The organism is Thalassotalea loyana (assembly GCF_030161435.1).
In the GTDB taxonomy this organism is placed as follows: domain Bacteria; phylum Pseudomonadota; class Gammaproteobacteria; order Enterobacterales; family Alteromonadaceae; genus Thalassotalea_G; species Thalassotalea_G loyana.
This window is the reverse complement of record NZ_BSSV01000001.1, coordinates 769891-783252: the sequence shown is the minus strand read 5'-3', so window position 1 is coordinate 783252 and position 13362 is coordinate 769891. Positions and strand designations below refer to the sequence as shown.

Annotated in this window: 14 protein-coding genes; 5 read left to right on the top strand and 9 right to left on the bottom strand. The window is 41.4% G+C overall.

Annotated features, from left to right (window positions below; genetic code table 11):
* Positions 1-15: 15 nt before the first annotated feature.
* From leuA to QQK05_RS03295, 5 genes are read left to right on the top strand one after another with little or no spacing between them, the layout of a single operon-like run.
* Entirely contained in the window at positions 16-1575 is a 1560-nt protein-coding gene (gene leuA, locus QQK05_RS03315) for a 2-isopropylmalate synthase (protein WP_284296436.1), read from the top strand.
* A gap of 19 nt (positions 1576-1594) precedes the next feature.
* The gene (gene leuB / locus QQK05_RS03310; protein ID WP_284295990.1) at positions 1595-2695 is read left to right on the top strand and encodes a 3-isopropylmalate dehydrogenase; all 1101 of its coding nucleotides are present in this window, start codon (positions 1595-1597) and stop codon (positions 2693-2695) included.
* 2 nt (positions 2696-2697) lie between these two features.
* Positions 2698-4101: a 3-isopropylmalate dehydratase large subunit gene (leuC, locus tag QQK05_RS03305; RefSeq protein WP_284295988.1), complete on the top strand. Its 1404-nt coding sequence runs from the start codon at positions 2698-2700 to the stop codon at positions 4099-4101.
* A 3-nt stretch (positions 4102-4104) separates the two neighbouring features.
* Positions 4105-4701, top strand: a complete 597-nt coding sequence (gene leuD / locus QQK05_RS03300) for a 3-isopropylmalate dehydratase small subunit (protein WP_284295986.1) — start codon at positions 4105-4107, stop codon at positions 4699-4701.
* A 49-nt stretch (positions 4702-4750) separates the two neighbouring features.
* On the top strand, positions 4751-5974 hold the full coding sequence (locus QQK05_RS03295) for an HD-GYP domain-containing protein (protein WP_284295984.1): 1224 nt from the start codon (positions 4751-4753) through the stop codon (positions 5972-5974).
* A 20-nt stretch (positions 5975-5994) separates the two neighbouring features.
* Here the strand turns inward: QQK05_RS03295 and QQK05_RS03290 are convergent, their stop codons facing one another.
* The 9 genes from QQK05_RS03290 to mlaF all read right to left on the bottom strand — a co-directional run bounded on the left by QQK05_RS03290 (position 5995) and on the right by mlaF (position 13135).
* Complete coding sequence (locus tag QQK05_RS03290; protein ID WP_284295982.1) at positions 5995-6825, bottom strand: general secretion pathway protein GspB; 831 nt, start codon at positions 6823-6825, stop codon at positions 5995-5997.
* Between the two features lie 7 nt (positions 6826-6832).
* On the bottom strand, positions 6833-8407 hold the full coding sequence (locus tag QQK05_RS03285) for an ExeA family protein (RefSeq protein ID WP_284295980.1): 1575 nt from the start codon (positions 8405-8407) through the stop codon (positions 6833-6835).
* Between the two features lie 155 nt (positions 8408-8562).
* A complete protein-coding gene (gene murA / locus QQK05_RS03280) occupies positions 8563-9825 on the bottom strand; it encodes a UDP-N-acetylglucosamine 1-carboxyvinyltransferase (protein ID WP_284295979.1) in 1263 nt (420 codons plus the stop codon).
* Positions 9826-9842: 17 nt separating this feature from the next.
* Positions 9843-10076 (bottom strand): BolA family protein, encoded by a 234-nt coding sequence (locus QQK05_RS03275; protein WP_407704860.1) that lies wholly within the window; start codon positions 10074-10076, stop codon positions 9843-9845.
* Between the two features lie 47 nt (positions 10077-10123).
* Positions 10124-10414: an STAS domain-containing protein gene (locus QQK05_RS03270; RefSeq protein ID WP_284295976.1), complete on the bottom strand. Its 291-nt coding sequence runs from the start codon at positions 10412-10414 to the stop codon at positions 10124-10126.
* On the bottom strand, positions 10404-11060 hold the full coding sequence (locus QQK05_RS03265) for an ABC transporter substrate-binding protein (protein WP_284295975.1): 657 nt from the start codon (positions 11058-11060) through the stop codon (positions 10404-10406). The genes QQK05_RS03270 and QQK05_RS03265 overlap by 11 nt, the downstream gene beginning before the upstream one ends.
* Positions 11061-11068: 8 nt before the next feature.
* Positions 11069-11539, bottom strand: a complete 471-nt coding sequence (gene mlaD / locus QQK05_RS03260) for an outer membrane lipid asymmetry maintenance protein MlaD (protein ID WP_284295973.1) — start codon at positions 11537-11539, stop codon at positions 11069-11071.
* A 16-nt stretch (positions 11540-11555) separates the two neighbouring features.
* On the bottom strand, positions 11556-12332 hold the full coding sequence (mlaE, locus tag QQK05_RS03255) for a lipid asymmetry maintenance ABC transporter permease subunit MlaE (RefSeq protein ID WP_407704845.1): 777 nt from the start codon (positions 12330-12332) through the stop codon (positions 11556-11558).
* Positions 12332-13135, bottom strand: a complete 804-nt coding sequence (mlaF, locus tag QQK05_RS03250) for a phospholipid ABC transporter ATP-binding protein MlaF (protein WP_284295971.1) — start codon at positions 13133-13135, stop codon at positions 12332-12334. The genes mlaE and mlaF overlap by 1 nt, the downstream gene beginning before the upstream one ends.
* Between the last annotated feature and the right edge of the window lie 227 nt (positions 13136-13362).

The following is a 13362-nucleotide window of genomic DNA, read 5'->3' as shown; positions in this document are numbered from 1 at the left end:
ACTTGGAACTTAATGATGGACAACAAGGTTATAATATTTGATACAACGCTTAGAGACGGTGAGCAAGCGCTTACTGCAAGCTTATCAGTTAATGAAAAACTACAGATCGCACAAGCGATAGAACGACTTGGCGTAGATATCATTGAAGCTGGTTTTCCTGTTTCATCACCCGGTGATTTCAATTCAGTACAGCAAATTGCAAAAACGGTTAAAAATTCAATCGTCTGTGGCCTTTCTCGTGCCGTTGAAGCGGATATTAAAGCCTGTGCTGATGCATTAAGTGTTGCCGACCAATTTCGCATCCATACGTTTATCTCGACATCTGATGTTCATGTCCAACAGAAGTTGCGAAAGGATTTTCAAGACGTGGAAGCTATGGCAATCCACGCAGTGAAATACGCTAGACGATTCACCGATGATGTCGAGTTTTCATGTGAAGATGCTGGCAGAACGCCCATTGACAATTTGTGTCGCATGGTAGAGCAAGCAATTAAAGCTGGCGCATCGACTATTAATATCCCTGACACGGTAGGCTATACGTTACCGCATGAATTTGGTGGCATCATCACTCAATTATTTAATCGCGTGCCAAACATCGATCAGGCAATTATTTCAGTCCACTGTCATAACGACTTAGGATTAGCTGTCGCCAATTCAATGGCAGCCGTTAGTGCCGGAGCACGACAAGTTGAATGTACCATTAATGGCATTGGTGAGCGTGCCGGCAACTGTTCGTTAGAAGAAATAGCGATGATCATCAAAACACGCCAAGACTTACTGAGCGTAAATACGAATATCCATCATCAAGAAATAGCCAAGACTTCTAAATTAGTAAGCCATTTGTGCAATATGCCAGTTCAGCCGAACAAAGCCATTGTTGGCAGCAACGCCTTTAGCCACTCTTCTGGCATCCACCAAGATGGAATGTTGAAGGCAAGCAATACTTACGAAATTATGACACCTGAGAGTGTCGGTATTAGCAAAACCAAATTAAACCTGACATCACGTTCTGGTCGACACGTTATAAAACATCGCATGGAAAGTTTAGGTTATCAAGAAAGTGATTTTGATTTGGATACGCTTTACCAAGATTTCTTGAAATTAGCAGACAAAAAAGGCCAAGTGTTCGACGATGATTTAGAAGCGTTATTGTTTAACATTCAACAACAAGACAGTGCAGACCACTTCCAGATCGAGCAAATTAACGTTCAGTCAGGTAGTGGCCAATTTGCGACAGCGGGTGTGATGTTAAAAGTTGGCGACGACACAGCCACGCAATCTGCTACTGGAAACGGTCCAGTAGACGCTTTATATCAAGCAATTAAGCAATGCGTCGATTATCCGGTTGAGGTTGCAGACTACAAAATATCTAACAAAGGTGCCGGAGAAGATGGTCTTGGCCAAGCAAATATCGTTGTTAAATGGCAAGGCAGAAATTTTCACGGTTATGGCATCGGTACTGATGTTATTGAAGCATCAGGTCAGGCACTTATCTCTTCACTAAACGCGATAGAGCGAGCTAAAAAAATAGCCAATTTACGTGAAGAACGCCAACAAAAACAACAAAGTATTTAATTAATAAAAGAGAGAAAACATGTCAACTATTGCTATTTTAGCCGGTGATGGTATCGGCCCAGAAGTAATGGAACAAGCGAAAAAAGTCTTGCATGCTGTGGCAGACAAATTTCAATTTCCGATTACGTTAAACGACTACGACGTTGGCGGCTGCGCCATTGATAATCACGGTATGGCGTTGCCACAGTCAACGATTGAAGGTTGTGAAAACAGTGATGCTATTTTGTTTGGCTCAGTAGGCGGACCAAAATGGACTAACCTACCGCCAGCGGAACAACCTGAGCGCGCCTCGTTACTAGGGTTACGAGGCCACTTTGGGTTATTTTGTAATATGCGACCGGCCAGCTTACAAAAAGCAATGTCACACTTATCACCGTTGCGAGCAGACATTTCTGAGCAAGGTTTCGACATTCTTGTCATGCGCGAACTTACCGGTGGGATTTACTTCGGTGAACCTAAAGGCAGAAAAGATGCAGGCACAGCGGATGAAGCCGGTTTTGATACCATGATTTATTCACGTAAAGAAATCAGCCGCATCGCTCATTTAGCATTTCAAGCGGCACAAAAGCGTCGCAAAAAAGTCATCTCAGTAGATAAAGCCAATGTCCTTGCCAGTTCTATTTTATGGCGAGAAGTTACGGAAGAAGTCGCTCAAGAATATCCAGACGTTGCGCTTGAGCATATGTATGTCGACAACGCTGCGATGCAATTAGTTAAAGATCCAGGCCAATTTGACGTGATGTTATGCTCAAACTTATTTGGCGACATCCTTTCTGATATCTGCGCCATGATCACAGGTTCAATGGGCTTATTACCATCAGCTAGTTTAAATGAGCAAGGGTTTGGTATGTATGAGCCAGCTGGTGGCACAGCACCTGATATTGCAGGTAAAAATATCGCAAACCCTATTGCACAAATTTTATCTGCAGCCCTAATGTTGCGATTTAGCTTAAATCAAGATGCTGCTGCAAGCGCGATAGAGAATGCGGTTGCCAAGGCACTAGATGAAGGCAATTTAACGAGAGATTTATTAACGGCTGAAAATGCACATCAGGCAAAATCAACCAGTGAAATGGGTGATATTATTTGCCAATACATTAACGACGGACAAGGAAGCTAATCATGGCAACGACCTTATATGAAAAATTATGGCAACGCCATTTAGTCGAAGACAAAGTGGGTGAAACACCATTAATTTATGTCGATCGTCACTTGATTCATGAAGTGACGTCTCCACAGGCATTCGCTAATTTAGCTTTTCACAACCGTCCAGTGCGTCGTCCGGAAAAAACGATAGCAACGATGGACCACAACATTTCAACACGCTCCGTTGAAATCGATGCAGCAGGTGAAGGTGCAGCAAACCAATTACGTACCTTAGAAAAAAACTGCAACGCATTCGGTATTCAATTATTTGGCATGGGCCATAAAAACCAAGGTATTGTCCACGTAATGGGGCCTGAGCTTGGTATTACACAACCAGGGCAAGTGATTGTTTGTGGTGATTCTCATACCGCAACACATGGCGCATTTGGGGCATTAGCTTTTGGTATTGGCACATCGGAAGTAGAACATGTTTTAGCGACTCAAACGCTTCGTCAAACAAAAGCCAAAACCATGAAAATAGAGATTCAAGGCCCGGTTAATCCAGGAATAAGTGCCAAAGATATTATCTTGGCTATTATCGGTAAAACGGGAAGTGCTGGGGCGACAGGCTTTGTTGTGGAGTACTGCGGAGAAGGTATTACAAACCTTTCTATGGAACAGCGCATGACGATTTGTAATATGAGTATCGAATTTGGTGCTAAAGCTGGCTTAATAGCACCTGACCAAACAACTTTCGATTACTTAGCAGGTAAAGAGTACGCACCAAAGGACGATGACTGGCATCAAGCGGTTGAACAGTGGAAAACGCTTAAGTCAGACGATAATGCAACATTTGACGAGACGTTAGTTTTAAAAGGTAGCGATATCAAAGCTCAGGTAACGTGGGGAACAACACCAGGTCAAGTAATTGAAGTCGATGGTTCTGTCCCTGCGCCTGAAGACTTTAGTGATCCAGTCGAACAAGAATCTTGTGTCAATGCATTGAAGTATATGGGGTTAAAAGCAGGCACTAAGATTACCGATATCAGTGTAAACAAAGTTTTTATTGGCTCATGTACTAACTCTCGTATCGAAGACTTACGTGCTGCCGCATCGATTGCAAAAGGTAAAAAAGTTAGTGACGCTGTGGATGCGATTGTTGTACCAGGCTCCTATCGTGTTCGAGCACAAGCAGAAGAAGAGGGATTGGCGCAGATCTTTATCGATGCTGGTTTTGAATGGCGATTACCCGGTTGCTCAATGTGTTTAGGCATGAATGATGACAAACTATCCGCAGGTGACCGCTGTGCTTCAACATCAAACCGAAACTTTGAAGGGCGTCAAGGTCGAGGTAGTAGAACACACCTAGTCAGCCCAGAGATGGCTGCAGCAGCTGCAATACATGGTCGATTTGTTGATCTAGCACAAGTAAAGGATTAAAAAATGAAAAAATTTACGACACATCAAGGGTTAGTTGTACCACTTGATATTGCGAACGTTGATACTGACCAAATCATCCCTAAGCAGTTTTTACAAAAAACTGAACGCGTGGGTTTTGGTACCCATTTATTTCATGATTGGCGCTACCTTGATGACCATGGGTTAGAAAACAATCCTGATTTTATTCTAAATAGTGATGTTTATCAGGGAGCGAGTATTTTACTTGCCAGAGAAAATTTTGGCTGTGGTTCTTCACGTGAACATGCACCTTGGGCACTACAAGAATATGGTTTTGAAGTTATAATAGCGCCAAGCTTTGCCGACATATTTTATGCTAATTGCATCAATATTGGCGTATTACCCGTTATTTTATCGGAAGATGAAATTCAATCGCTATTTGAGCAAACTCAGCAAGGTTCGCTACACTTAACAGTAGATTTAGAAAAAAACACCGTTGTCGCTGGTAACAAAAGCTATGCTTTTTCATTAGACGAATTTCACCAGTATTGCCTTGCGAACGGTATAGACAGTGTCGGCTGGACGCTACAAAAGCTCGACTTAATTGAGAATTATGAGGAGAGCTTAGCGTCTTGGCAGTAAAATTTTAATGACGAGCCCCGATTTGGGGCTCTATTTGCAGCTTTAAGACATGACTGATACAACACAAGATTTAGAAAAAATTGCGATAAATGACGTTGAGATGGGCATGTATGTCGTCTCAGTGATCAACCCCAAAACCCAACTCACCGTAAAGTCTGAAGGCTTTGTCTCATCTGATAAAACGTTAAAAAAGTTAAAAAAATCAGGCGTTAAGTTTATTTTTATCGACATGGATAAATCTAAACACGCATCAAAACCGATAGATTTTGACGTTGCCGAAACTGAGATAGAAACTGAAGTAGAAGAAGATCATCACGAGAGAAAGGTCCCATTAGATGCTGAAATGAATAAAGCGGTAAAGCTTTATAACAACGCTAAAGATCTTCAAGGTAAAATTTTAACGAGTATCACTGAAAGTAAAGACATCGACATCGCCGAAGTAAGCCAAACAACCGATGCGATTGTAGATTCGATTTTCCGAAATCAAGATGCGCTGTCGTGTATGTCTCGCATCAGAATGAAAGACGAATACTTAGTCGAACACTCATTAAACGTTGCCGTTCTTATTAGTATTTTCGCCAAGCATATGTCTTATGACAAAAAGATTATTGAACAGTTAGCACTTGGTGCCTTTCTTCATGATATCGGTAAAGTGTTGATACCTGACAATGTATTAAACAAACCCGGTAGGCTAACTAGCGAAGAGTATGATGTAATGAAGGGTCATGTCATCAAAGGTCTAGAAGTTGTCAAAACAATGGACGGTGTTCCTGATATAGCGCTGAGTTTAATTGCAACTCATCATGAACGACTCGATGGTAAAGGTTACCCGTTCGGATTGGCAGCGGAAGATATCAGCATATTTGACCGAATGATAGCGATTGTTGATAGTTATGATGCCATGACGGCTGATCGTGTCTATAAAGCTGGCATGCACCCTATTCAAGCATTTAAAAATCTCATCAAAGATTCCAAAGAAAGTTATGATAACGGCTTAGTAGAGAAATTCATTCAATCACTTGGCTTATATCCAGTTGGTACCTTAGTAAAACTAACGAGTGGTAAAGTCGGATTGATTTCAGGGCTTAACAAAAATAAACCATTAAAGCCTATTGTTCGTGTCTTTTATAATACAAGACTAAAGCAAAACATTGCTGTTGAAGACATTGATTTAGCCAAACCTAAATACGATGATCAAATTGATTCATGTGTAAGGCCTGAAGACTTTAACCTCAACTTACTTAACTTCTTCAAAAACGCATTTATGAGTTAAACCATATAGAAGTTTTTAGCTTACTGCCAGGCAGTTAACGCGCCCATTGAAAAACGGTAGCCATTGAAACTCATAATGACTTGTTGAGGTTCAATGGCTCTTATGATGACACCATTAGGTAGAGCCTCGCCTTCATAATACTCTTTACCATCAACCTTGACCCAGCCTTGATTATTACTTTGATAAATATGCATATCAAAAGCAAACGGCGTAATTGAATTCTGCGTTGCTATCGGCAACTGGGAAATATCCTGAAGACTTGACTCTGATGCCGGTGCTGATTGACGCTCAACTTCCTCTATTGGCGTATCACTGACTGCCGCTTCAAACTTGGCCAATAAACTTGGTGAGATGCCCTCAAGCGGTTCTTCTGCCTTAGGCGCTGACGGCGATTTCAACTCACCATTTTCAAATACGCGATCAGTATTAGCACCTAAAATTAATGGTTTACTTTCCGAGGTTTCGTCCTGTTTAGCCTGTGATGAAGCTTTTTCTTGAGGCGGTGCTTGAAAATAACGCTCTGCTCCTTGAAGTGGCTTAGGTGCCCTAACCTGGGAAGTTGACGCGTTTTCTTGAGAGCTTTCTTCCCCACTCCCTTGTGCAGTTATTGTTTGAGCGCTTTGCACTTGTATTTTGCTAGTAGGAGCATTCATCACTTGTGGGTTAGTTGTTTGCTGCCCCATCCAAAAACCAGCGAGTAGCGCCAAAAATATCGCTGCCGTAAGCAACACTCCCCATAACAACATATTTGAAGAAGGCGCAGGAGCTGAAGTTTGAAAGTTAACCGCTTGTTGATTTGCCGTTGAAGAATCACCTTGCTGTTTTTTCAACGCGTCCAGAATATATGACATAGTTAGACTATTTCTCGATAAAAACAGGCATGCCTTGCGATGCTTGGTTCGCTAACAGCATAACCGTTTGGGTATTTGCACCCGATGATACCATGATGCCTTGTGATTGTTGAAATTGTTGCAATTGGTTACTCAGGAGTTGATCAAATGAGCTAACGATTCGCGCTGGCCTTTTTTGCTTGTTAGCCAATTGATCTTCTAACCATTGAATTAAAATAAGTTCACTGCTTGCATCGATTGATTGTATGAACTCTCCATTAATACTTGGCGCTTGCCAAAAAATGAGTGCTGCACCTTGCCAATACTTTGCTAGCCACTCGTTATCGAGTTGCTCCTGCTGTCCATTAAAATCAACAATAATTTGGCCTTTATTCGTACCAATAAAGTTACCATAAAAAGCAGCCCCATATTCGTCAACAAACTGCATTGAGGCAGGGTACCCTAACTGTTTTAGTGCAGTCACATTGCCTTTAAACCAATGACAATCCAATAAATATTCTCCTGCAACGTCACACGGCTCAGTTATTTCTTCGTCTAGTACTATTCGCCATTGGCCAAGTAAGTCGACAATATTTGAAGAGAAGTGCTGATTAGCTTGATGATCGACGACAATGTCCTTTTTTACTGTCTCGCTACTAACGACATTGACTGCGGTTTGTTCATTATTGCGTGATTGTCCGATCACGGTGCCTATCGTTACCGCACCACAAAGGACTAAAACAGCTGTACCGAACAATACAGCTCTGTTCTGCCACCAAGCTTTCGGTTGATATTCAATACCTAAAGCCTCTTTAGACGCGACCAAAACCATTTTTCTGTCAACTTGTTGCTTACCTAAGCCATAAGCACCAAGCAATGCACGATCACATAGCAGATTAATTAACCTGGGAATTCCCTTAGAAAGTTGGTGAATAGTTGATAAAGCGTTAGACGTAAATAACGCTTGCTGACAACCGACCACGGATAACCGGTGCTCAATATAATGTTTGACCTCTTGTTTTGTCAGCGGCAGCAAGTGATACCGTGCCGTGATCCTTTGCGCAAGTTGCCTTAGGTCTTGACGTTGCAAAAGTTGTTGTAATTCAGGTTGACCAATTAAAATCACCTGCATTAACTTTTTGGTGTTCGTTTCTAAATTTGTCAATAAACGCAATTGTTCTAAAACATCTGCTTGTAGGTGTTGAGCTTCATCGATAATCAACACGGTGTTGATATCATTTTCATGGTTTTTCAAGAGCTTTTGACTAATTTTGTCAGTCAGCGTTTTTAACGTAGCGCCTGTTTTTCGGTAACGAATCTTCAATTCATCACAAATAGTTGCTAATAACTCAAAAGCCGAAAGCGCGGGGTTGAGAATAAACGCAACCTGTGTGTCATCACCAAGTTGCTCTAGCAAACAGCGGCTAACAGTAGTTTTACCTGTGCCAACCTCTCCTGTAAGTAGTACAAAGCCCCCTGTTTCGCCTAAGCCATAGCTTAAGTGCGCCAACGCCTCTTTGTGCCTTTCACTCATGTAGAGAAAGTGAGGGTTAGGTGCTATCGAAAAAGGGATTTCTTCAAAACCGAAATAACGCGTATACATACTGTAGCTAAATTTGTTAAACAACCTTTAAAAATTAACGTGTTAGGCTAGTTATGTAAAGCGAGAGTTATGGTTTAAATGGACGTAACAATGAAAAAGCCTTAAATCATCTCTGATTTAAGGCTTTTCGATTACATCATCTTGTACTGTGACAATTAACTTGCTGATATTCGCGTGATATCAGCGCCTAATGCCTGTAACTTATCTTCAATATGTTGGTAGCCACGGTCAATATGATAAATACGATCGACTTGTGTTTCTGTTGTTGCCACTAGGCCTGCAATAACTAGACTTGCAGATGCTCGTAAATCCGTTGCCATGACTTGAGCACCATTTAACGACTCTACACCACGTGAGATTGCAGTATTCCCTTCCAAAGAAATATCAGCCCCCATACGTTGAAGTTCAGGGACATGCATGAAACGATTTTCAAAAATCGTTTCCGTCGTTGTCGCTGTACCTTCTGCAATGACGTTAAGCGCAACAAATTGTGCCTGCATATCGGTAGGGAATGCAGGGTGTGGCGCCGTCTTAATGTTGACAGCTTTTGGTCTTTGCTTCATTTCAAGCTCAATCCAGTCATCACCAATTGAGATTTCTGCACCAGCTTCTTGAAGCTTACTAATAACTGCATCAAGCGACTTACTGTCGGTGTTTAAACAACGAACCTTACCTTGTGTCACGGCTGCCGCGACTAAGAAAGTTCCTGTTTCGATTCGATCCGGCATCACTTTGTATTCAGAACCCTTTAGCGCATCAACACCATTAATGGTTAGCGTATCGGTACCAGCGCCCTGAACATCCGCTCCCATGCTGTTTAAAAAGTTTGCCAAATCAACAATCTCAGGTTCACGAGCTGCATTCTCTATCACAGTCGTTCCGTCAGCTAGTGCCGCTGCCATCATCAGGTTTTCAGTGCCTGTCACACTGACAGTATCCATGAAAATTGTTGCACCGGCTAAGCGCCCTTCTTTCTTAGCAAGTATATACCCTTGCTCGACATCAATATCACCACCCATCAGCTTTAAACCATGGATATGCAAGTTCACTGGGCGAGCCCCAATAGCACAACCACCAGGAAGCGATACTTCGGCATGACCAAAACGGGCCAAAAGAGGACCTAAGACTAGGATAGACGCACGCATCGTTTTCACTAAGTCATAAGGCGCTTTACAGTTATCAACAATACTCGCATCAATCGTTAAAGAATTATCGCCAACCCACTGTGCTTTGGCACCTAACGAATTAATTACCTTTAATGTGGTTTCGATATCATTGAGTCGCGGTACGTTATGAATAGTTACTGCAGTTTCGCTTAACAAAGCTGCCATAAGGATAGGTAGCGCCGCATTTTTTGCGCCGGAAATAGTGACTTCACCGCGCAACGGTTGACCACCGTTTATTTTAAAAGCGTCCAAGGTATTCTTCTTTTGAATTAAATAGGTAAGTTAAACATTTTATCACGTTGCCATTGCTCTGTTGTAAAAGTTTTTACAGTTACAGCGTGAATCGTCCCGTCTTTGATTGCTTCGGATAATGGCGCAAACACCGTTTGCTGTTTTTTAACGCGAGACATCTCTTCAAACATGTCTGACACAGCAATAATTTTTGCTTGAGAGCCATCGAAACTTACGTGTAATTCATCTAATGACAAGGCGTCATTTATCATGGCTTTAATTTGTTCTACGTCCACAACAATTCCTCTAATTTATTTCACTAGGCAGAAAATAAAGTATCAACTGCGCTCAATTGCGCTAATTTAACCATATCTTGAGGCAAGTTAATAAAGTTTATTTCACATTGTTGCGCTTTTGCTTTTTCTATCACCAACAAGACCCATGCTAAACCAGCGGTATCACAATGGGTTACCTGGGCAAAATCCAATGAGAATTGCTTGAAAGTTAACATTGGTGTGATGTGCTTTTTTCCAATCGATGGCACTGTATGGCGATTTAACTCGCCAGACAGTACAAAATTAGATTCATTTTGCTCAATATTAATTAGCATTTTGACCCGGAATCTCAACTGGATTGCTAAATGAAATATCTTGTTCGCTTTTCTCTGAAAGAATTTGGGTGACGTAAGGCAGTCCTTTTTGGCGAATTAGCGAACTTAATTCAGCTTGCTTAGAGTCTAATAAACTCACACCTTCAGCAATCATATCAAACGCGCGCCACTCATTAGTTTTGCGATTTTTACGCACTTTAAACGCGATGCTAATTGGCTCTCTACCTTGTTCCAAAACGAGTGTTTGAACGGCTACAATCTTTTTATTGCCCGTTGGCTTAGGCGGTTCAAAGCGTACCTCTTGATTGTTGTATAGCGTGAAAACTTGACCATATGAGGTAATCAGATACTCTTTAAACACAGGAATAAAGGCATTTAAATCCTTTTTATTAATTGTCTTTAAATTAGTACCTAATACTTTTAATGCTGCATAACGATAATCAACGTAAGGTATTAACTCCTCACGCACAACGTCCTTTAACATATTTGGGTTAGCACGGATTTCACTCTGTGAATTGGCTACACGGGTAAAGGTGATATTGGCCACCTCTTCAATCATTGTGTATGGGTCTTCTTTGCTTACTTCAGTTGCGAAAACCTGAAAGCTAAAAAGTGCACCAAGCAATAAAGTTGTTAATTTTTTCATAATACTCTCTAATCACCACTTCCCTGGTTAAATAAAAACTGTCCAATCAGCTCTTCTAAGACAAGCGCTGACTTGGTATCTTCGATGTAATCACCCGGTTGCAAAATTTCAAGGGAATCATCGATAAAACCTGGTTGTAATCCTAAATATTGTTCGCCTAATAGGCCCGATGTTAAAATAGAGACCGAGGTAGCTTCCGAAAAATTGTTAAATTCTTGAAAAATATCCAACGTCACAACCGGTGTGAAATCTTCGCTATCTAAACGAATATCACTAACCCTGCCGATCACTACTCCACCCACTTTAATTGGTGAGCGAACTTTTAACCCACCTATATTTTCAAATTTTGCATACAACTGATACGTCTCGCCATTGCCTGATATACCACTGTCAGCGACTTTTAATGACAATACCAAAATAGCGGCTAACCCTAGCGCAACAAAAAGACCTACAACTAATTCAATTTTCTTTGACACCATGTCTTTACCTAACCCTCTAACGCGCAAACATCAATGCGGTTAATACAAAATCTAAACCTAAAACTAATAACGATGATTGTACGACAGTAGATGTCGTTGCTCGACTTATCCCTTCCGACGTTGGCTCACAATCATAACCTTTGTAAACAGCTATCCACGTCACTACAAACGCAAATACTAAACTCTTGATCACGCCATTCATGATATCTTTGCTAAAGTCCACTTGTGATTGCATCACTGACCAAAATGTACCTGCATCAACACCCAACCAGTCGACCCCGACCAAATGCGCACCTAATATGCCGACCATTGAAAAGATCGCAGCTAGCAATGGCATAGCAATAAAGCCAGCCCAGAATCTAGGCGCAATAACACGTCGTAACGGATCGACCGCCATCATTTCCATACTTGATAACTGTTCAGTCGCTTTCATTAACCCTATTTCTGCCGTTAATGAAGAGCCTGCTCGACCAGCAAAAAGCAATGCAGCAACGACAGGCCCTAACTCACGCAAAAGCGATAAAGCAACCATCGGGCCTAAACTCGCTTCAGCACCATAATCAACCAAAATAGTATAGCCTTGAAGCGCAAGCACCATACCAATAAAGCCACCAGAAACAACAATAATGACTAATGACAGACTACCAACTGCGTACAACTGTTTGACGAGCAACGGATAGCCACGCTTAATATTTGGCACATGTAATATCGCGGACATCAACATAATGACCGCACGCCCAAGACCTGCGAGCAAGGCAATCGTTGATTGCCCTAATTTTAATATAGCGCCCATTATTTACCCACCTTAATCAGGTCTTCACTCAGACTTTGTGCTGGGAAATGGAATGGTACAGGTCCATCCGCTTCACCTTGCACAAACTGTTGCACTAATGCAGATGAGTTTTGAGCAATTTCTTCTGCGGTGCCGTGTCCAATTACCTTTTGCTCGGCAATAATGTAGATATAATCTGCAATACTCATGACTTCAGCAACATCATGTGAAACCACAATTGATGTTAAGCCCAAAGCTTCATTAAGAGACTTAATCAAACGTACAATGACTCCCATAGAGATAGGGTCTTGTCCTGCAAAAGGTTCATCGTACATGATCAATTCAGGATCTAACGCAATCGCTCGAGCAAGTGCCGCTCGTCTTGCCATACCGCCTGATAATTCACTAGGTTTAAGTGTTTTTGCTCCTCGAAGCCCAACCGCTTCAAGTTTCATCAACACCATCTTTTCAATAATGTCTTCACTCAGCTGGGTATGCTCCCTGATCGGGAAGGCAATGTTGTCAAATACATTCATTTCCGAAAACAAAGCACCGCTTTGAAATAGCATACTCATGCGTTTTCTGACGTCGTATAGCTTGGCACGACTTAACGTTGGAATATCTTGTCCATCAAACAATATTTGACCGGATTGCGGTTTCAATTGACCACCAATAAGTCGTAACAACGTTGTTTTTCCGATTCCACTGGGTCCCATAATCGCGGTAACCTTGCCTTTAGGAATCGATATATTGATATCTTCATAAATAGCGCGCTCTTCCCTTTTGAACGTCATATTTTTAATATCAACTAGAATATCTGTCATAAAGTTTTTCTTAACATCAATGTTTCATTTTGTTTATACGGTGCGAATTCTACCTCAGCACATGACTTGCGTCACAATAAAATCGTAATTAAATATGTAGAAATCTTTTGAAAGAAATTTTTTATCCCTATATCAACCATTAAATCAGCCACTTGAGTGATTTTTGACCGCAAAAAGTCAAATAATTCAACTTTTTCGTAAGAATTTTATAAATAAGCTTTCGTTTT

Bases quoted from the DNA above. Each gene is read 5' to 3' on its own strand.
- QQK05_RS03265 (WP_284295975.1), bottom strand. From the start codon at position 11,060: ATGAAAAAATTAACAACTTTATTGCTTGGTGCACTTTTTAGCTTTCAG.
- leuC (WP_284295988.1), top strand. From the start codon at position 2,698: ATGGCAACGACCTTATATGAAAAATTATGGCAACGCCATTTAGTCGAA.
- mlaD (WP_284295973.1), bottom strand. From the start codon at position 11,539: ATGGTGTCAAAGAAAATTGAATTAGTTGTAGGTCTTTTTGTTGCGCTA.
- QQK05_RS03295 (WP_284295984.1), top strand. From the start codon at position 4,751: ATGACTGATACAACACAAGATTTAGAAAAAATTGCGATAAATGACGTT.
- leuA (WP_284296436.1), top strand. From the start codon at position 16: ATGGACAACAAGGTTATAATATTTGATACAACGCTTAGAGACGGTGAG.
- QQK05_RS03270 (WP_284295976.1), bottom strand. From the start codon at position 10,414: ATGCTAATTAATATTGAGCAAAATGAATCTAATTTTGTACTGTCTGGC.
- mlaF (WP_284295971.1), bottom strand. From the start codon at position 13,135: ATGACAGATATTCTAGTTGATATTAAAAATATGACGTTCAAAAGGGAA.
- QQK05_RS03290 (WP_284295982.1), bottom strand. From the start codon at position 6,825: ATGTCATATATTCTGGACGCGTTGAAAAAACAGCAAGGTGATTCTTCA.
- mlaE (WP_407704845.1), bottom strand. From the start codon at position 12,332: ATGGGCGCTATATTAAAATTAGGGCAATCAACGATTGCCTTGCTCGCA.
- leuD (WP_284295986.1), top strand. From the start codon at position 4,105: ATGAAAAAATTTACGACACATCAAGGGTTAGTTGTACCACTTGATATT.
- QQK05_RS03285 (WP_284295980.1), bottom strand. From the start codon at position 8,407: ATGTATACGCGTTATTTCGGTTTTGAAGAAATCCCTTTTTCGATAGCA.
- QQK05_RS03275 (WP_407704860.1), bottom strand. From the start codon at position 10,076: ATGATAAATGACGCCTTGTCATTAGATGAATTACACGTAAGTTTCGAT.
- leuB (WP_284295990.1), top strand. From the start codon at position 1,595: ATGTCAACTATTGCTATTTTAGCCGGTGATGGTATCGGCCCAGAAGTA.